Annotated in this window: 15 protein-coding genes; 6 read left to right on the top strand and 9 right to left on the bottom strand. The window is 71.7% G+C overall.

Going from position 1 to position 19,996, the window contains the following annotated elements; all coding sequences use genetic code 11:
* Positions 1–259: 259 nt before the first annotated feature.
* From OG430_RS40170 to OG430_RS40190, 5 genes are all read left to right on the top strand, one after another.
* On the top strand, positions 260–3,427 hold the full coding sequence (locus OG430_RS40170) for a sensor histidine kinase (RefSeq protein WP_327357595.1): 3,168 nt from the start codon (positions 260–262) through the stop codon (positions 3,425–3,427).
* Entirely contained in the window at positions 3,424–3,861 is a 438-nt protein-coding gene (locus OG430_RS40175) for a roadblock/LC7 domain-containing protein (protein ID WP_327357596.1), read from the top strand. The genes OG430_RS40170 and OG430_RS40175 overlap by 4 nt, the downstream gene beginning before the upstream one ends.
* Positions 3,862–3,870: 9 nt before the next feature.
* Entirely contained in the window at positions 3,871–4,290 is a 420-nt protein-coding gene (locus OG430_RS40180) for a DUF742 domain-containing protein (protein WP_327357597.1), read from the top strand.
* A 49-nt stretch (positions 4,291–4,339) separates the two neighbouring features.
* On the top strand, positions 4,340–8,035 hold the full coding sequence (locus OG430_RS40185) for a hydantoinase B/oxoprolinase family protein (RefSeq protein WP_327357598.1): 3,696 nt from the start codon (positions 4,340–4,342) through the stop codon (positions 8,033–8,035).
* Positions 8,036–8,119: 84 nt separating this feature from the next.
* Entirely contained in the window at positions 8,120–8,728 is a 609-nt protein-coding gene (locus tag OG430_RS40190; protein ID WP_327357599.1) for a GTP-binding protein, read from the top strand.
* A 75-nt stretch (positions 8,729–8,803) separates the two neighbouring features.
* Here OG430_RS40190 and glpK read toward each other — a convergent pair whose 3' ends face one another.
* From glpK to OG430_RS40225, 7 genes are all read right to left on the bottom strand, one after another.
* Complete coding sequence (glpK, locus tag OG430_RS40195; RefSeq protein ID WP_327357600.1) at positions 8,804–10,315, bottom strand: glycerol kinase GlpK; 1,512 nt, start codon at positions 10,313–10,315, stop codon at positions 8,804–8,806.
* 78 nt (positions 10,316–10,393) lie between these two features.
* On the bottom strand, positions 10,394–11,155 hold the full coding sequence (locus OG430_RS40200) for an MIP/aquaporin family protein (protein ID WP_327357601.1): 762 nt from the start codon (positions 11,153–11,155) through the stop codon (positions 10,394–10,396).
* Between the two features lie 302 nt (positions 11,156–11,457).
* Positions 11,458–13,110: a GGDEF domain-containing protein gene (locus tag OG430_RS40205; RefSeq protein ID WP_327357602.1), complete on the bottom strand. Its 1,653-nt coding sequence runs from the start codon at positions 13,108–13,110 to the stop codon at positions 11,458–11,460.
* Positions 13,111–13,249: 139 nt separating this feature from the next.
* The gene (locus OG430_RS40210; protein WP_327357603.1) at positions 13,250–14,449 is read right to left on the bottom strand and encodes a lipid-transfer protein; all 1,200 of its coding nucleotides are present in this window, start codon (positions 14,447–14,449) and stop codon (positions 13,250–13,252) included.
* Positions 14,449–14,877: a Zn-ribbon domain-containing OB-fold protein gene (locus OG430_RS40215; protein WP_327359438.1), complete on the bottom strand. Its 429-nt coding sequence runs from the start codon at positions 14,875–14,877 to the stop codon at positions 14,449–14,451. The genes OG430_RS40210 and OG430_RS40215 overlap by 1 nt, the downstream gene beginning before the upstream one ends.
* Positions 14,878–14,974: 97 nt before the next feature.
* Positions 14,975–15,319: a DUF962 domain-containing protein gene (locus tag OG430_RS40220; protein WP_327357604.1), complete on the bottom strand. Its 345-nt coding sequence runs from the start codon at positions 15,317–15,319 to the stop codon at positions 14,975–14,977.
* 130 nt (positions 15,320–15,449) lie between these two features.
* Positions 15,450–16,259: a M15 family metallopeptidase gene (locus OG430_RS40225; protein WP_327357605.1), complete on the bottom strand. Its 810-nt coding sequence runs from the start codon at positions 16,257–16,259 to the stop codon at positions 15,450–15,452.
* Between the two features lie 60 nt (positions 16,260–16,319).
* Here OG430_RS40225 and OG430_RS40230 point away from each other — a divergent pair, with 60 nt between their 5' ends.
* Positions 16,320–16,922 (top strand): NUDIX domain-containing protein, encoded by a 603-nt coding sequence (locus OG430_RS40230; RefSeq protein ID WP_327357606.1) that lies wholly within the window; start codon positions 16,320–16,322, stop codon positions 16,920–16,922.
* A gap of 22 nt (positions 16,923–16,944) precedes the next feature.
* Here the strand turns inward: OG430_RS40230 and OG430_RS40235 are convergent, their stop codons facing one another.
* A complete protein-coding gene (locus OG430_RS40235) occupies positions 16,945–17,415 on the bottom strand; it encodes a GNAT family N-acetyltransferase (protein ID WP_327357607.1) in 471 nt (156 codons plus the stop codon).
* Between the two features lie 81 nt (positions 17,416–17,496).
* Positions 17,497–19,887, bottom strand: a complete 2,391-nt coding sequence (locus OG430_RS40240; RefSeq protein ID WP_327357608.1) for a glycoside hydrolase family 31 protein — start codon at positions 19,885–19,887, stop codon at positions 17,497–17,499.
* Positions 19,888–19,996: the final 109 nt, after the last annotated feature.

The raw sequence follows: 19,996 nt of genomic DNA on the forward strand, positions 1-19,996 counted from the left end.
CTCCCACATCGTGCGCCCGTATCGACGAATTCCGGCCAACTGGACCCGCCGCATGGCGAGATGGCGCTCCGTGGCCTGTGCCACATACGAGGCGGCAATCTCCGATTAAGAGGGGACAACTCATGACGAGCCTTGCATGCTTCGGCCGAAAAGTGACCGGAGATGACCGGACGTGCCTTCGAGTTGCTCATGTGGCAGTAGTAGGCTCACGCCGTTTATTGACGTACCCCCGGTCACGGGGGGTGAGCTGGGGGAGGCCATGCGCTTTCGCGGGAAGTCCATCCGCCGGAAGATCGTGGCGTTGCTCCTGGTGCCGCTGCTTTCCCTGACCGCCATTTGGGGCGTTGCCACCGCCTTCACCTGGCGCGAGGCGGACCAATTGCTCGACGTGTCCTTCATCGTCGAAGAGGTCGGCTATCCGATCGAGGACCTGGTCCGGCTCATTCAGGAGGAACGCCGCCAGAGCGTCACCTACCTGGCCGACCCACGCGCCTCCGACGTACCCGACAAACTCCGCACCCAGCGCGCCGCCACCGATGAACTGGTGGACCACATCCGCGCCAATGCCGAAGACCCGGACGTCCGGGACGAGTTGACCGGTGACTCGGCGGCCAAGCTCGACTCGATCATCGAAGGGCTCGGCGAGGTCGATTCGCTGCGCCAGTCGGTCGATGCGGGCCCCAAGGCGATCACGGCCGCGCGGACCCTGGACCACTACAGCGACCTGATCGACCCCTGCTACAGCTTCCTGCTGACCCTGCACGGCCTGGACGACGTGGAGATGGACAAGCAGGGCCGCGCCCTGGTCGGCCTCGCCCGCGCCCGCGAGCTGCTCTCCCGCGAGGACGCGCTGGTCGGCGCCGCCCTGGTGTCCGACAACTTCGACATCGAGCAACTGCGGCTCGCCTCCGCCCTCGTGGCCCAGCGCCAGCTCCGCGTCGACATCAGCCTCGAAGTCCTGCCGACGGACGAGCGCGACCGCTACCAGCGCTATCTGCGCAGCCCCGCCACCACCCCGCTGCTCCAGGCCGAGGAGAGAGTCCTGGAGTCCGAGCCGGGCAAGCCGCGCGGCATCACCCCGGCACGCTGGGACAAGGCGGCGACCGATGTCCTGGACGACCTCGCCGAACTCAGCACAGCCGCGGGCGACCGCTATCAGGATCGGGTCCAGCCGCACGCCATCGGCGTCCTCCTCAAGGCGGCCGGAGCGGGCATCCTCGGCCTGTTCGCCCTGCTCTTCTCGCTGGGTCTGTCGGTACGCATCGGACGCGGCCTGGTCCGTGACCTGACCCGGCTGCGCAAGGACGCCCACGAGGTCTCCGGGGTCCGGCTGCCCAGCGTGATGCGCCGCCTCGCGGCCGGCGAGCAGGTCGACGTCGAGACCGAGGCACCCCGCCTCGAGTACGACAAGGACGAGATGGGCCAGGTCGGCCAGGCCCTCAACACCCTGCAACGGGCCGCCGTCGAGGCCGCCGTGAAGCAGGCCGGCATGCGGCGCGGCGTCTCCGAGGTCTTCGTCAACCTCGCCCGGCGCAGCCAGGTCCTGCTGCACAAGCAGCTCACGCTCCTCGACACCATGGAGCGCCGCACCGAGGACACCGAGGAGCTCGCGGACCTGTTCCGCCTGGACCACCTCACCACCCGCATGCGGCGGCACGCGGAGGGCCTGGTGATCCTCTCCGGCGCCTCCCCGTCCCGGCAGTGGCGCAAGCCCGTCCAGCTGATGGACGTCGTACGGGCCGCGGTCGCCGAGGTCGAGGACTACGAGCGCATCGAGGTCCGCCGGCTGCCCCGCATCGCCGTCACCGGGCCCGCCGTCGCCGACCTCACCCACCTCGCGGCCGAACTCCTGGAGAACGCCACGGTGTTCTCGCCCCCGCACACCGCGGTGCAGGTGCACGGCGAGCGGGTCGCCAACGGCTTCACCCTGGAGATCCACGACCGGGGCCTCGGCATGACGGCGGAGGCGCTGCTCGACGCCAATCTGCGGCTCGCGGAGACGCCCGAGTTCGAGCTGTCCGACACCGACCGGCTCGGCTTGTTCGTGGTCAGCCGGCTGGCCCAGCGGCAGAACGTCCGGGTCTCCCTGCAGCCGTCGCCGTACGGCGGTACCACCGCGGTCGTCTTCATCCCCGACGCCCTGCTCACCGAGGCCCCGGACACGGACGGCGCGGGCCTGCGGCTCGACGGCGTCGTCGACCCGCGCGGGCGCGAGGTGGCGGGCGAGAAGGCGGCGCAGCTGTCGCAGGTGCCGGTCGCCCTGCCGGGGCTTGCGGCGTCCGTCCTGGACGGGCCGGTCGAGCTGGAGGCGCCGGTCACCACGGGGCGCGGCGTGAGCAGGCTCGCCGGACTGGACGATCTGGGCGACCTCGACGACGCCGACAGCGAGCGCGGCGGCCTGTTCCGACCGCGCCGGCACATGCCCGAGGGCACCGGACCGCGCGGCGAGCACCAGCAGGCCCGCGACGCGGTCGGGGCGGAGGGTGAGTCGGCCCGGCCGGATCGCGCCGGACGGCTGGAGCCGTTGGGGCGCCCCGGAGGTCCCGTACGTTCCGTCGGCACGGGGCCGGAGCCGGGCGGCGCCGGCAGCGGCTCCGGACCGGTGCCGCTGCCCCGCCGCAGCCGGACGCCCAAGCTCGTGAGCTCGCACGGCAGGCCCGTACCGCAGACCCGGCCCCGCCCGGCAGCCGAGCCCGGCGAGCCCGCGCCCGGCCGCTCGCCCGCCTCGGAAGCCGGGCCCGCCGTGGACCCCGTACCGACCTCGCAGGCCGCCACCACGGCGGACTTCACGCGGGGCGACTCGCCGGACCGGACGGCCGCTGCGGCGGATCGCGGCATCGACGTGCCGACCGCGAACCTGCCCCGCCGGGTCCGCCAGGCCAGCCTGGCCCCGCAGTTGAAGGACGCGCAGGAGCGCGAGCCGGTGCGCGCGCAGGCTCCCGAGGAGCGTGACGCGGACGAGGTGCGCAGCCGGATGGCCTCGCTGCAGCGCGGCTGGCAGCGCGGTCGCAGGGACAACGGCGAGACCTCGCCGTCGACGGACACGGCCACCGCCTCGGCGGACATGGGCCTGGCCGACACGAGCCTGGCGGGCACGGGCCCGGCGGACACAGACCTGGCCGACACGGGCCCGGCGGACACGCTCCCGCATGCCGCTCCCGCACCGGAGGCCCCGCCCGCTTCCGACGGCCCCTTCGCGAGCCCTGCTCCCGACGCCACCACAGCAGATTCCGACGCCACCGACCCTGGCGCCGCCCCGGCCGAAACCGCAGACGCCGAAGCAGCCGCATCAGCCACGGAAGCCGAATCAGCCGCACAAGCTGAACAGGCCGACGAAGCTGAACAGGCCGACGAAGCCGAGCCAGCCGAACCGGCCGAAGAAATCACAGCACCACACCGCACCACACCGGAGGGGGACGGTCGATGACCGCACCACACACCACCCCAGGAACCGCAGGCCGCACCACCGGCGAGCTGAACTGGCTGCTCGACGACCTGGTCTCGCGCGTGGCCAGCATCCGCAAGGCGGTGGTGCTCTCCGGCGACGGCCTGCCCACCGGCCTCTCGCAGAACCTGAGCCGTGAGGACAGCGAGCACCTGGCCGCCGTGGCCTCCGGCTTCCACAGCCTTGCCAAGGGCGTCGGCCGGCACTTCGACGCGGGCCGGGTCCGGCAGACCGTCGTCGAGCTCGACGACGCCTTCCTGTTCGTCACGGCGGCCGGTGACGGCAGCTGCCTGGCGGTGCTCTCCGACGCGGACTCGGACGTCGGCCTGGTCGCCTACGAAATGACCTTGCTGGTCAAGCGGGTCGGCGCACATCTGGCCACCGCTCCGCGCACCGATCTGCCCGCCGGAGGGTAGTGAAATGGCATGACTGCTGAGGATGCCGCCGGCCAGACCGGGATATCCGGCAACGGGGCCCACTGGTTCGACGACGACGCCGGACCGGTGGTGCGCCCGTACGCCATGACGCGCGGCCGCACGACCAGCGCGGGCCAGCACCGCCTCGACCTGATCGCGGTGGTCGTCGCCCAGACGCACGCCGACGACCCGGAGGCGGACCAGACCCTCGCGCCCGAGCACGTCGACATAGTCGAACTGTGCCGCAGCGCCCCGCAGTCCGTCGCCGAACTGGCCTCGGAGCTCGACCTGCCCATCGGGGTCGTCCGGGTGCTCATCGGCGATCTCGTGGCCGACGAACTGGTGCACGTCACCCGCCCCGTCCCCCCGGCGGAACTGCCGGACGAGAGTATCCTGCGCGATGTGATCAGCGGTCTGCGCGCGCTCTGAGCAGCGGCGCCCGGACCGCCCGGCGACCGCCTGCGAGCAGGAGATCCCCGTGACAGGGACAGACGCGCGGACCACACCCGGCTGGCAGTTCTGGATCGACCGCGGCGGTACGTTCACGGACGTGGTGGCCCGCCGCCCGGACGGCCGCCTCGTCACCCACAAGCTCCTGTCCGAAAACCCCTCCCGCTACCGCGACTCCGCCGTGGCGGGCATCCGCGAACTCCTGAGCGGCGCACCCGGACCGAGCGGCGCACCCGGACCGGGCACGATCGAGGACGCCCGGATCGACGCAGTCCGCATGGGCACCACGGTCGCCACCAACGCCCTCCTGGAACGCAAGGGCGAACGCACCGCCCTCGTGATCACCCGCGGCTTCCGGGACGCCCTGCGCATCGCGTACCAGAACCGCCCGCACATCTTCGCCCGCGAGATCGTCCTCCCCGAACTCCTCTACGAGCGCGTCATCGAGGTCGACGAACGCCTCGCCGCCGACGGCACGGTCCTCACCCCGCCCGACCTCGACAGCCTCGCCGCGGAGCTCAAGAGCGTGTACGACGACGGGATCCGGGCCCTCGCCGTGGTCTGCATGCACAGCCATCTGCACCCCGGCCACGAGCAGGCCATCGGCAGGCTCGCCGCCCGCACCGGCTTCCCGCAGATCTCCCTCTCCAGCGAGGTCAGCCCGCTGATGAAGCTGGTCCCGCGCGGCGACACGGCGGTCGTGGACGCCTACCTCTCACCCGTTCTGCGCCGCTATGTGCACCAGGTCGCCGGCCAACTCCACGGCGTACGGCTGATGTTCATGCAGTCCAACGGCGGCCTGGCCGAGGCGAACCAGTTCCGCGGCAAGGACGCCATCCTGTCCGGCCCGGCCGGCGGGATCGTCGGCATGGCGCGCATGTCGCAGCGCGCGGGCTTCGACAAGGTCATCGGCTTCGACATGGGCGGCACCTCCACGGACGTCTCGCACTTCGCGGGAGAGTACGAACGGGTCTTCACCACACAGATCGCGGGCGTCCGGCTGCGCGCTCCCATGCTGGACATCCACACGGTCGCAGCGGGCGGCGGCTCCGTCCTGCACTTCGACGGCAGCCGCTACCGGGTCGGCCCCGACTCGGCGGGCGCGGCGCCCGGGCCCGCCTGCTACCGGGGCGGCGGCCCGCTCACCGTCACGGACGCCAATGTGATGCTCGGCCGCATCCAACCCGCCTATTTCCCCCGGGTGTTCGGCCCGGACGGCGACCAGCCCCTGGACGACGCCCTCGTACGCGGCCGCTTCACCGCCCTCGCCGCCGAGATCCGCGAGAGCACCGGCGACGACCGCACCCCCGAGCAGGTCGCCGAGGGCTATCTGCGCGTCGCCGTGGCCAACATCGCGGGCGCGATCAAGCGCATCTCGGTCCAGAAGGGCCACGACGTCACCCGCTACGCGCTCACCACCTTCGGCGGCGCGGGCGGCCAGCACGCCTGCGCGGTCGCCGACTCGCTGGGCATCCGTACCGTCCTCGTCCCGCCCATGGCGGGCGTCCTGTCCGCGCTCGGCATCGGTCTCGCCGATACGACGGCCATGCGCGAGCAGTCCGTCGAGGCGCCCCTGGAACCGGCGTCCATGCCCCGCGTCCAGGAGACCGCCGACGCCCTGGAGGAGGCGGCCCGCGCCGAACTCCTCGCCGAGGACGTGCCCGAGGACCGCATCGAGATCGCCCGCCGCGCCCAACTCCGTTACGACGGCACCGACACCGCCCTCACCGTGGCCCTCACTGACCCGAAGACGATGGCCGAGGAGTTCGAGGAGCACCACCGGGCCACGTACTCCTTCGCGCTCGACCGCCCGATCGTCGTCGAAGCCCTCTCCATCGAGGCGACGGGTGTCACCGACCCGCCCGACCTGACCGGACTTCGGCAACTACGCGCGCGTGGGGAGCGATCGCAGCACGCGCGGTTGCACACGGGCGGCACCTGGCACGACGTACCCCTGCACCGGCGCGAGGAACTGCCCCCGCGCGAGCGGATCGACGGCCCTGCCGTGATCACCGAGGCGAACGCCACCACGGTCGTCGACGACGGCTGGCAGGCGGCCATGAACGACGAGGGCCACCTGATCATGCACCGCACCGAGGCCCCCACCGGCCCCGAGGCGGACACGACGGCCGACCCGGTCCTCCTGGAGGTCTTCAACAACCTCTTCATGTCGATCGCCGAACAGATGGGCGCCCGCCTGGAGTCCACCGCCCAGTCGGTCAACATCAAGGAACGCCTCGACTTCTCCTGCGCCCTCTTCGACCCGGACGGCAACCTGGTCGCCAACGCGCCCCACATCCCCGTCCACCTGGGCTCGATGGGCACCAGCGTCAAGGAGGTCATCGACCGCCGCGCCTCGACCATGCGCCCAGGGGACGCGTACGCCGTCAACGACCCCTACCACGGCGGCACCCACCTCCCCGATGTCACCGTGATCACGCCCGTCTTCGACGCCGACGGCACCCGAATCCTCTTCTACGTCGCCTCCCGCGGCCACCACGCGGAGATCGGCGGCATCGCGCCCGGCTCCATGCCCGCGCACAGCCGCACCATCGACGAGGAGGGCATCCTCTTCGACAACTGGCTGCTCACCGAAGGCGGCCGCTTCCGCGAGCAGGAGACGTACGACCTCCTTACGGAGGCGCCCTTCCCGTCCCGCAACCCGGCCACCAACCTCGCCGATCTGCGCGCCCAGATCGCCGCCAACGCCAAGGGCGTCGAGGAGGTCGGCAAGATGATCGGCCACTTCGGGCTCGACGTCGTCCAGGCGTACATGAAGCACGTCCAGGACAACGCCGAGGACGCGGTACGCCGCGTCATCGACGCCCTCGACGACGGCGAGTACGCCTACGAGACCGATCTGGGCGCCACCATCAAGGTCCGCGTCACGGTCGACCGCGCCACCCGCAGCGCCACGATCGACTTCACCGGCACGTCCGCGCAGCTCCCCGGCAACTTCAACGCCCCCTACGCCGTGGTGAACGCGGCCGTCCTGTACGTCTTCCGCACCCTCGTCGCCGACGACATCCCGCTCAACGACGGCTGCCTGCGCCCCCTGAAGATCGTCGTCCCGCGCGGGTGCATGCTCGCGCCCGCACCACCCGCGGCCGTCGTCGCCGGCAACGTGGAGACGTCGCAGGCCATCACGGGCGCGATCTACGGCGCCCTGAAGGTCCAGGCGGAGGGCTCGGGCACGATGAACAACGTCACCTTCGGCAACGACCGCTTCCAGTACTACGAGACCGTGGCCTCCGGCTCCGGCGCGGGCGACGGCTTTCCCGGGGCGCCCGTCGTGCAGACCCACATGACCAACTCCCGTCTCACCGACCCCGAGATCCTGGAGTGGCGACTGCCCGTGCTCCTCGAGGAGTTCGAGGTACGCGCCCACAGCGGGGGAGCGGGCCGCTGGCCCGGCGGCGACGGCGCGGTGCGCCGCATCCGCTTCCTGGAGGCGATGACCGTGTCGACCCTGTCCGGGCACCGCAGGGTCGCGCCCTACGGCATGGCAGGCGGCCTGCCCGGGGCCCTCGGGGCCAACCGTGTGGAGCGTACGGACGGCACCGTCGTACGACTCGACGGCAGCGATTCCGTGGAGCTCGGCCCCGGCGACGTACTCGTCATCGAGACACCCGGAGGCGGCGGCTACGGCCGCGCGTCCCGGAGCCAGGGAACCGATCCGGCCACATCGGCCACCCCGAGTGAAGCGGAATCTCGCCGCCGCTAGAGTCTCTCCGGAACTCCCGCACGTCACACAGGTGTTCCGTACACACATCCGCACCACAGAGCGGTGAACCAGGAGTGGAGAGCCATGGTCCTCGGGCGCGCTGGACGCCGTAAGGCACCCGTCGAACCGGTCACCCTCAAGATCCTGGTGGCCGGCGGCTTCGGCGTCGGCAAGACGACGCTCGTCGGCGCGGTCAGCGAGATCAAGCCACTGCGCACCGAGGAGACGCTCAGCGAGGCAGGGAGGCCCGTCGACGATCTCCACGGCGTCGAGGCCAAGAACACCACCACCGTGGCCATGGACTTCGGGCGGATCACCCTGCGCGAGGACCTGGTGCTGTACCTCTTCGGCACGCCGGGACAGGACCGCTTCTGGTTCCTGTGGGACGAGTTGGCACAAGGCGCCCTCGGCGCCGTGGTCCTCGCCGACACCCGGCGGCTCGAGGACTGCTTCGCAGGCGTCGACTACTTCGAGCGGCGCGGCATCCCCTTCATGATCGCGGTCAACTGCTTCGACGGGGCCGACCGTTACCCCGAGGCCACCGTGCGCCAGGCGCTCGACCTGGACGAGGACGTGCCGGTGATGCTGTGCGACGCGCGGGAGCGCGAGTCCGTCAAGTCGGTCCTCATCACGGTGGTCCAGCACGCGATGGCCACGGCCGCGGCCGCCCGCGAGCCTGCGACCACCGGCTGACCTTCCTGAGGTACGGCAACGGCCCGTACCCCCGCCGACCGGGGTACGGGCCGCAGCTCTCGGGCGGGACGAAGGTCAGTCGCCGTCCTCCTGCCAGCCGAAGCTCTTCTCCACCGCCTTGCGCCAGTTGTGGTACTCGCGCTCCTGCTCCGCCTGTCCCATCTGCGGCGACCATTCGGCGTCCCGCTGCCAGTGGGTCTTCAGCTCGTCGGTGTCGTTCCACACGCCGGTCGCGAGCCCGGCCGCGTACGCCGCACCCAGACACGTCGTCTCGGACACCTTCGGCCGGACCACCGGCACGCCGAGGACATCCGCCTGGTGCTGCATCAGCAGATTGTTCTTGGTCATGCCGCCGTCGACCTTGAGCGTCGTGATGTGCACGCCCGAGTCCTGGTACATGGCGTCGACGACTTCGCGCGTCTGCCAGCTGGTCGCCTCCAGCACCGCGCGGGCGAGGTGCGCCTTGGTGACGTACCGCGTCAGACCGGTGATGACACCGCGGGCGTCCGAGCGCCAGTACGGCGCGAACAGGCCGGAGAACGCGGGGACGATGTACGCCCCGCCGTTGTCCTCGACGCTCGCCGCCAGTGGCTCGATCTCGTCGGCGCTGCGGATGATCCCGAGCTGGTCGCGGAACCACTGCACCAGAGCGCCGGTGATCGCTATGGAGCCCTCCAGGCAGTAGACCGGGGCCTCGCCGCCGATCTGGTAGCCCATGGTGGTGAGCAGCCCGTTCTTCGAGGGCACCGGACGGTTGCCGGTGTTGAGGAGCAGGAAGCTGCCGGTGCCGTACGTGTTCTTCGCCTGGCCGGTGTCGTAGCAGGCCTGCCCGAAGATCGCGGCCTGCTGGTCGCCGAGCGCCGAGGCGACCGGCACCCCGGAGAGCTGGCCGACCGCGTTGCCGTACACCTCGGCCGAGGACTTGATCTCCGGCAGGACCGCCTCGGGGACGTTCATGGCCGACAGGATCGACTGGTCCCATTGCAGGGTCTCGAGGTTCATCAGCATGGTGCGGCCCGCGTTGGTGACGTCCGTGACGTGGACGCCGCCCTGGGTGCCGCCCGTGAGGTTCCAGATCAGCCACGAGTCGATGGTGCCGAAGGCGATCTCGCCCCGCTCGGCGCGGCTGCGCAGGCCCGGCACGTTGTCCAGGAGCCAGGCCGCCTTGGGCCCGGAGAAGTAGCTGGCCAGCGGCAGACCGGTGGCGTCGCGGAAGCGGTCCTGGCCGTCCGTGCCGCCCAGCTCGTTGCAGAGGGCGGCGGTGCGGGTGTCCTGCCAGACGATCGCGTTGTGCACGGGCTTGCCGGTGGCGCGGTCCCAAAGGACCGTCGTCTCCCGCTGGTTGGTGATGCCGAGCGCGCTGAGCTGCTCGGCGCGCAGGCCCGCCTTGGCGAGGGCGCCGGCGACGACGGCCTGCACCTTGGACCAGATCTCGGTGGCGTCGTGCTCCACCCAGCCCGGCTTCGGGAAGATCTGGCGGTGCTCACGCTGGTCGACGGCGACGATCGCGCCGTCCTGGTTGAAGATGATGCAACGGCTCGAGGTGGTGCCCTGGTCGATGGCTGCGACGTATTTCTGATCCGGCATGGTGCTACCCCTTGTCAGAAGGCTGCGTCCGAAGGCGTCGCCCGCAAGCCGTGGCAGCGGGCGACGGGAACGGGCTCGTCAGAAGGCTGCGTTGAAGATGAGGCCCGCCAGGAGGCCGCCGACGAGCGGTCCGACCACCGGCACATAGGCGTAACCCCAGTCGGAACCGCCCTTGTTGGGGATGGGCAGCAGGGCGTGGGCGATGCGCGGGCCCAGGTCGCGGGCCGGGTTGATGGCGTAGCCCGTGGGTCCGCCGAGCGAGAGGCCGATGCCGACGACGAGTAGCGAGACCAGCAGGATGGAGATGCCGGAGCCGTAGATTCCGGCGTCCTGGCCCTGGATCTGGCCGATGCTGATGCCGTCGTTCTTGCCGAAGGCCAGGATCGGCAGGACGAGCCCGATCGTCGCGATGACCTCGGTCATCAGGTTGGCCACCGGGTTCCGGATCTCCGGACCGGTGGAGAAGATGCCGAGGGTGGGCAGCGCGGTCTCCGTGTCCTTGTTGGCCTGGAACTGCGCGTAGTAGACCAGCCAGGCCAGCACGGCACCGAGGATGGCGCCCACCATCTGGCCCAGGATGTAGAGCGGTACCTTGCTCCATTCCCCGGTGTCCACGGCGACGCCGACCGTCACCGCCGGGTTGAGGTGCCCGCCGGACAGCGGCGCGGCGGTGTAGGCGCCAGCCAGCACGCCGAAGCCCCAGCCGAAGGCGATGACGACCCACCCGGCGGCTTTCGCCTTCGAGAAGTTGAGAGTGACGGCGGCGCACACGCCGGCGCCGAACAGAATCAGAATGGCGGTGCCGATCAGCTCACCGACGAAAATGTCCCCATTGCTCATGGCGGCTCCTAGGCCCTCGCCCGAGGCTCTGCGCCCCGGTCCTCCGTGCAGGGTGCGTTCCATGGCTACGTCGGCCTGAGGCAGGGGTCTCCCGTACCCCGCCCGGCGTCCGTGACGAGCGTGCCGTCGCAGCCGAATCGCCCGTGGGGGATGGCCCGCTGACCGGAATACTGCCAAGTCCTGGCGCAGGCAGGGACCCTGAGCGGCGTGCTGCCGCGAGGTGCTGAGATGCGGCGATGCCGACTGACACCCGGAAGTGTTCACCGCTGGTGATGGAGCGTCAAGGTCGCGGACGGCACCGGTTAACCGGTGCCGTGCCCCGCCGCACCACACCCGGCACCGGCCGGCGCGCCCCCGGAACCACGCCTGATCTGGTGGCCCGGCATCCCCGCGCGCCCCAGCACCCAGCTGTCCCCGGGCAGCGATTTCGCGGCCTGCTTGAGCGGCGCGAGCCACGCCGCGGCCTGCCGGTGATCACTGACACTGCCCGGCGGACAGTCCACCGTGGCCAGCGACAGACTGACCGGGCGCCCGCCCGCCGACCACGGAGCGTCAAGCACCGCCCCGGCCAGCGGATCGAGCCCCGCCGGCTCCGCGAGCACCAGGAAGTCGTCGCCCCCGATGTGCCCGACCCGCGTCACCCCGGACGCCGCCCGCCGCAGGGCCTCGCCCACGCCCCGGATCAGCTCGTCGCCGGCCGCGAACCCCGCCACGTCGTTGACCTGCTTGAACCGGTCGACGTCCAGCCAGCTGAGCGCGAAGTGCCGCCCCTCGGCGATCCATTGGTCGACCTCACCGGTGATCGCGTCCGAACCGGGCAGCCTGGTCAGCGGATTGAGCCCGGCCGCCTCCTCCACCCGGCTCTCGGCCAGCGCCCGCACCAGATCGGCGAGCCGCACCACCCCCACGCACCGCCCGTCCCGGTCCACGACGGCCACGTCGTCGCCCGTACGGCTGCGCTCCCCGTCGGCCAGCACGTCGAGCACCTCCCACGCGGTGGCATCGACGCCGACCGTACGCGGACCGTCGGCGAGCTTCGCCGCGGGCCGGTCGGCGTACAGCGCATGCCCGTAACGCCCCGACAGCGACAGCAGAAACCGGTCCCGGTCCACCGCCCGCACCGGCACCCCCGCCGCATCGATGAGCAGCACCCCCGACACCTCGGCGGGCCCCATGAGCAGATCCCGCACCTGCCCGGCCGAGGCCCCCACCGGGAGCAGCGCCGCCGGCCGGACGAACTGCCGCACCGCGGGCCCCGACCGGGAGGCGGAAGTCCGCGCGGCATCGGACGCGGGAACGTACACATCGACCACGGGCCGCCGCGCCGGCGGCGCGAACAGATCCCCCTGGGCCAGCTGCGCCCCGGCCACCCGCGCCGCCGCACACTCCCGCTCGGTCTCCACGCCCTCCACGCAGAGCAGCGCCCCCGCCTGCTCGCACAGCGCCCGCATCGCGTGCACGGCGGGCAGCCGCGTCAGCAGCGAGGCATCGAGCTTGACCAGCTCCGGCGCGAGATCCACCAGGAGCCTGAGCGGCAGATCCCCGTCCCCGACCCCGTCCGCACAGATCCGGAACCCCTCGCCCCGCAGCGCCTCGACGGCTTCAAGAAGCGCTCGATGCGGTACGTGGGTGAACGGCGGGCCGAGATCGACGGTCACCTCCCACGGCAGTCGCCCCGCCTCCTTCACCGCGTCCCGCAGCGCGGCAAGTCCGCCCAGATCGGCGGCAGTTCCCGCGTGGACGTTCACGTGCAGGGGCAGCAGCGTCTCCTGCCGGGCGGCCGACCGCACCGCGAACGCCGCGAGCGCGCCGTCGAGTTCGGGGTCGCGCCGGGCCTCGGCGAGGATGTCGCCGTGCTCGGGACGGGCGAGTATCTCCAGCGCTGCCACGGTCCCGGTCGTCAGATTGACGACCGGTTGGAAGGCGAAGCGGAGAGAGTCCGTCCAGGCAGGCACGGCAGCATGATGGCCCCGGCGACAGGCGCCGGGGCCCAGTTCATGCGCTGTTCACGGAGACTTCCCGGGCGATCACGCCGAGTGAAATTCGGCCCTACGCTCCCACGTCGGGGTCGCCTCTACGTTGCCGCGTGGGCCCTCACCGTACGGCGATGACCGACGACCCGTGCCCGAACAGCCCCTGGTTCGCGGTGATCCCCACCCGGGCCCCCGCCACCTGCCGTTCGCCCGCGGTGCCGCGCAACTGCCAGGTCAGCTCGCACACTTGGGCAATGGCCTGGGCCGGCACCGCCTCACCGAAGGACGCGAGCCCGCCACTGCCGTTGACCGGGATCCGCCCGCCGAGCGCCGTGGCCCCCTCGCGCAGCAGCTTGGCGCCCTCGCCCTCGCCGCACAGCCCGAGGTCCTCGTACCACTGCAGCTCAAGCGCGGTCGACAGGTCGTACACCTCGGCAAGTGACAGCTCCTCGGGGCCGATCCCGGCCTCCTCGTACGCCGCGTGCGCGATCGACGAGCGGAACGTACGCCCAGAAGGCTCCACGGCGACCGCCGAGTCCGTGGCGATGTCCGGCAGGTCGAGCACGGTCTGCGGATAGGTCGGCGTGACGGTCGAAACGGCCCGGATCCGCACCGGGTCCGCCGCTCCGTGCCGGCGCGCGAAGTCCATGCTGGACAGCACCAGGGCGGCCGCGCCGTCCGAGGTCGCACAGATGTCGAGCAGCCGCAGCGGGTCGGCCACGACCGCGGAGGCCGCGACTTCGTCCGGGGTGACCGTCTTGCGGTAGCGGGCGTTGGGGTTGAGCGCCCCGGCCGCCGCGTTCTTCACCTTGACCTGCGCGAAGTCCTCCAGGGTGTCGCCGTGCAGCGCCATCCGCCGCCGCGCGTACAGCCCGAAGTACGCCGGGTTGGTGGCCCCGAGCACCCGGAAGCGCAGCCAGTCCGGATCGTCGGCGCGATCGCCGCCCGCGGGCCGGAAGAACCCCTTGGGCGCCGCGTCCGCGCCCACCACGAGCACCACGTCCGCGAGTCCCGAAAGGATCTGCGTACGCGCGGTGTTGATGGCCTGCGCCCCGGAGGCACAGGCCGCGTACACGCTGGTGACCCGCGCGCCCTGCCAGCCGAGCGCCTTGGCGAAGGTGGCGCCCGCGACGTAGCCCGGGTAGCCGCCGCGCACCGTGTCCGCCCCGACGATCGACTGCACGTCGCGCCAGTCCACCGCGGCGTCGGCCAGCGCGGCACGGGCCGCCTTGGTGCCGTACTCGACGAAACTGCGCCCCCATTTGCCCCAGGGGTGCATCGCCGCACCGAGGACCGCCACGTCCTGCACTTTCTGGGCCATCACTCACTCACCGGCTTCCAGTGCCAGGTCGTCCAGGTGGTCTCGGCATCCTCGTTGAGCACACCGGGGACGAGCTCGACCTCCATGCCGACCGCGAGGTCCGCCGTCGTGACGCCGGGGGCTCCCTGACCGAGCACGACCATGCGCTCGGCCTCGAGCTCCACCGCGACCAGGGCGTACGGCTCCCACTCCTGGTCCGGGTCGGAGACGTAGGGCGAGGGCGGCCGATAGCGCCCGTCGGTGTACGACCAGACGCGGCCGCTGCGCGACAGCGGGACCTCGGCGAGCTCGCTGCCCGCGCATCCCGGGTTGCGGCAGAAGGTATCCTCGCGGGGGAAGAAGACGGACCCGCAGTCGGCACACCGCGTGCCGAGCAGCCGGAAATCGGCCCCTTCCCCCGTCTCCTCGGTGAACCAATCGGCCACCACTGGTGTCCGCTTACGCGACAAGGCCCCTCCCCGGCACTGGATCTGACGGAACGTCAGAAGTGTGCCATGGAGGGGCCGCAGTCGACAGGCCGGGGGTTCACCGGTTCTCGGCGAGCCACTTCCCGGCGATCTCGGCCAGCTCGCTGTCGCGCCCGGCCAGCATCATCTTGATCATCTGGATGTCGCCGCGCAGCGACCAGGCCGGATGCCCGAAGGTCGCCGGGTTGTTCTTCTCGATGAAGAAGTGCGCGGGCCAGGCCGTGCCGTACCCGATCAACGGCAGTGCGGCGGCATAGCGCTTGCGCCCGCGCGCCAGGCCGTAGACGGTGACGGCGAGACCGGTCAGGGTGCCGGTGAGATGGACCCAGCGGGTCGCGGCCTTGGAGTGCATCGCGACGTAGTAGGGCCAGAATTCCTCGAATGAATCGAAAGTCCGCTCCATGAACGAAACCGTAATGCGTCAACGGAGAACCGGATACGGCCCAGTTGCGTCAGCGTAAGGGTGAGGGCGGCCGGGACCCACGGGGGTGGTCCCGGCCGCCCTCACCCTTGTGTCACTTCTCTACCTCTCCCTACTTCCCGGTCAGGGACCGTCGCGCCACCGGAAAGTCGAAGAAGGTGTCGGGGAACAGCTCGGGCTTGTGCGTGAAATGCCACCACTCCTCGGGCAGATTGACGAACCCGACCTCGGTCAGCGCATTGCGCAGCAGGTCACGGTTGGCACGCTGGACGCCGCCGATCCGCGGGTCGTCGGTGTGCGACAGCGTGTCGAAGCAGTCGAACCCGGTACCCATGTCGAGGGAGTTGTCCGGGAACCGCTCGCTCTGCGGCGCGTAGCAGGGGACCAGGGGCTCACCCGGCACGTACGGCCGCGTGGGCGCCGCCGGCAGCTTTACCACGGTCAGATCGACGGTCGAACCACGGCTGTGCCCGGACTTCGCGGCGATGTAACCGTCCTCGAACAACCTGGACTTGTCGACAAGGGGATAGAACTCCTGCTTCATCCGCTCGTCCTGGAGATCCTCCGCCCAGCGCACGAAGTGATCGACGGCCCGCTGCGGCCGGTAACAGTCGTACACCTTCAGCGAATAGCCCTTCCGCAGCAGCTTGCGCTGCGCACCGCGCAGGGCCTTCGCGGCCGGCTCGGTCAGGATGCACATCGGCTTGCGGTAGCCGTCGACGGTCTCGCCCACGAAGTTGTGCACCGTGGTGTAGCGCATCTCCTGGATGATCGTCGGGTCCACATCCCTGAGCGCCACGAACTCCTTGGGCGCTTTGGGCTCCGGCTTCGCCTGGGCGGCAGGCGCGGGCGCGACACCGACGGCGAGCAGGGTGGCGGCCGTGACGGCGAGGGTCCGCAGTGCGGCGGTGAGTCGTCTCATGGCCGCTGGGTCTACCAGTCAACCGCCCGCCGGGGAAGGGAGATCGGATACGGTCCGCGCGTGTCCTTGACGCCTGCGACGCCCTCTGCGCACCACAAGCACTCCCACTGCTCGACCTGCGGCGCGCCCTACGGGGACGCGACCGGCTGGCCCCGCACCTGCCAGGCCTGCGGCGACGTGGCCTACCGCAACCCCCTGCCGGTGGCCGTCGCGCTGCTGCCCGTCGCGTACGGCACCGGAAAGGACGTCTCCGGGGCGGATGGCACCGGAGCGGACAGCCCCGGCACGGCGGAGGGCGTCGGCCTGGTCGTCATCACCCGAACCATCGCCCCCGCCCGCGGCGCCGTCGCCCTGCCCGGCGGGTTCGTCGACCACCGTGAGGACTGGCGCCGCGCGGTCGTCCGCGAACTGCACGAGGAGACCGGCATCGAGGCCGCCATGGGCGACGTCCGCCTCGCCGACGCCCTCAGCTCGCCCGACGGCCACCTGCTCCTCTTCGGCCTCCTCCCACCGCGCACGGCGGGGGAGTTGCCCCCGCCCACGCCGACCGCCGAGACCGACGGCTGGCACGTCCTGCGCGCGCCCGGGCAGCTCGGCTTCCCCCTGCACACGATCGCCGTACGTCAGTGGTTCGCAGGCCGGTACGCGAACGTCGCGCGCTGAACCGCAGTGCGTACGCCGTCCCTCAGACGCTGAACCACAACTCGGGCCGCACCCAGTCGACCTTCGGCGGAGCAGGCGGCACCGTGCCGGTCCGCCGCGCGCCGAGCCGCCGGTAGAACTCCTCCGACGGGGGATGCGACACCACGCGCACCCCGTCGAGGCCGGCGGCCCGCGCCTCGCCGAGCATGTGCTCCACCAACTGCCGCCCGACTCCCAGCCCTTGCGCGTCGTCGGCCACGAACGCCAGGTCCAGCTCCGCCGGCTCGCACACCAGCGAGTAGAAGCCGAGCACCCGCCCGGCACCGTCCGCCGCGACGAAGACCAGATGCCGGGCCATGTACTCGGCCGTGACCGCGTAGCCCTCCAGGATCGAGGCGTACTGCCCCTGATATGCGCTCGACTTGAGCATGAGGGAGGTCAGGGTCTCGGCGTCGGCGGCCGTGGCACGCCGGATGACCGTGCCGATCAGTGCGCTGGGCGTGGTGCTGTTCATGCGGCCGAGCCTAGGCGGACCCACTGACAACGCCCCTCACGCACCGAGCCCGCGGTAACGCCCCTCACGCACCGCTGCCCTTCACGCACCGAGCCCGCGCACGGCCACCGGCACCTCGACCCCGACGGCCACGCCTTCCGCCCCTTCCTGGTCCCGCTCGACCACGACCCGGCCCTCGTGCCACCGCGAGGTGTACCGCTCGACGGGCGGCACCTCCCACCCGTCCCCGCCGTCCCGCACCACGAGCCCCGAGCCGGTACGCCCCCGCGCGGGCGCCCACACCTCCAGCTCGACCCCGCCGTCCGCACCCCGCACCGGCAGTACGGCCCCCGCGCGGGCGAGCACCGGAATGCGGGACAGCGGCGCATCCAACAGGACCTGCCCAGGACCCTCGTACGCCTGCCCCGTCACCGTGTCGTACCAGCGCCCCCGAGGCAGCCGCACCGCCCGCCGGTCGGAGCCACGCTCCAGGACCGGGGCCACCAGAAGCGCATCGCCCAACAGGAAGGCGTCCTCGCAGTCCCGCAGCGCCCGGTCCTCCGGCGCGCACCACCACAGGGGACGTACGTACGGGGCGCCGGTCCGGTGCGCCAGATGGGCCAGCGTCATCAGATACGGCCCCAGCCGGCGCCGCTCGTCGAGCGCCACGCGCGCGTGCTCGAGCACTTCGGGGCCGAACTCCCACGGCTCCCTGCGCCCGGCCCGCAGCGAGGCATGGGTGCGGAACAGCGGCAAGTAGGCGCCCAGTTGGAACCAGCGCAGATACAGCTCGGGCGACGGACTCCCGTCGAACCCGCCCACATCGGGCCCCGAGTACGGCACCCCGCACAGCCCGAGCCCCATCACCAGCGCCAGCGAGGCCCGCAGGCCCGGCCAGCCGGTCGCCACGTCACCGGACCAGGTCCCGCCGTAGCGCTGCATCCCGGCCCACCCGGAGCGCGAGAACTGAAAGGGCCGCTCGTCGGGGCGCAGCCGGCGCACCCCCTCGTACCCGGCCCGCGCCATGCACAGCCCGTACACGTTGTGCGCCTCGCGATGATCACCCCCGCGCCCTTCCAGATCGTGCCGCGCGGAACGGGGCAGCGTCGGCTCCCCGAAGGCCGCGAACGACACCGGCTCGTTCATGTCGTGCCAGAACCCGGCGAAGCCCTGCCCGAGCCGCTCCTCGTACAGCCCGCCCCACCACGTGCGCACCTTCGCCGCGGTGAAGTCCGGATAGACGGACTCCCCGGGCCACACCACGCCCCGCACCTGCCGCCCGCGCGCATCCCGCACGAACGCGTCGACCGCCCGCCCGGAGTCATACACAGCATTGCCCTGCTCACCCTTGACCGCAGGATCGACGATCGACACGAGGCGCACTCCGTCCTCGCCCAGATCGGCCGCCAGCCGCGGCAGCGCCGGATAGGCCTGGCGATCGACGGTGAACACCTGGTGGTCGTCGTAGTGATCGATGTCCAGATGCACCGCATCCAGCGGCAGTTCACGCTCCTTGTAGCCGGCGACGATCCGCCGGACCTCCTTCTCGCTGCCGAATCCCCACCGCGCGTGATGGTGACCGAGCGCCCACGCGGGCGGCACCGCCGGCGCCCCCGTCAGCGCCGTCCAGGCCTGCAGCACGCGCGGAGGAGTCCCCACCACGACCCAGCACCGCAGCGGCCCGCCGTCCATCCGCAGCTCGCTGCCGCCCGCCCGGTCGTGCCCCGACCCGGCACCCTCCTCGCCCTCGCGCAGCGTCACCGTCCCGTCCCAGGTGTTGTCGTGGAACACCAGATGGGTGCCCGCGTCGGCCACTACCAGCTGCACCGGCATGGTGATGTACAGCGGGTCGTCCCCGGGCTCGAAGGAACCGCCCGGATCGGTGTTCCACAACCGGTACTCGCCGTCCCGCAGCCTCGGCCCCCGCGCCCGCCCACCGAGCCCGAAGAACCGCGCGTCAGAGGCCACTTCGGACCGCTGCACCCACCTCGCGGGACCCCCGCCGACCGGCTCCCACCAGCGCGGCGGCAGTTCGCGCCGCAGCATCACACCACCGGGCGTACACACCTCCACCGCGCCGTGCCGCGAGATCACGACCATCACCCGCTCGGACACCACCCGCCAGCCGCCGTCCTTGTCCGGCTCCAGCTCGGCCCGCGGATCGGGCTCGGGACTCTGGTCGACCAGCGCGTAGGAGGGCGCGGGCCCGGCCCCGTCCCAGCCCCAGAACACCGCACCGCCCCCGGTGACCGACACCCGCAGCTCGGACTGCGCGAAGCGCACCACTCCACCGCCGGGCCCCGGCTCGACCCCCGTCACCGGCCCCGGCACACGGGCCCGTTCGGCACCCCGCGCGGGCAGCCCCGCCGAGTCCGCCCGCCGCCTGCGCCATGCCGAACGCACGGTCCGCAGCCCCTGAGCCGCTCCGATCACGCCGATCGCCTTCACGGCCTTAACCACCTTCACCGAACGCACCAGGTCACGACCGTCCATGCAGCTCACCCTGCCACTGCACGGCACGCGCGCGTAGGGCGTTCAACTGCCGTTCACCCGTGCCCGGCCCACATCTTCACGACCCGGACCATGTGAGGCCCACCCTGGT

Origin of the sequence: Streptomyces sp. NBC_01304 (genome assembly GCF_035975855.1) — a bacterium.
GTDB lineage: Bacteria > Actinomycetota > Actinomycetes > Streptomycetales > Streptomycetaceae > Streptomyces.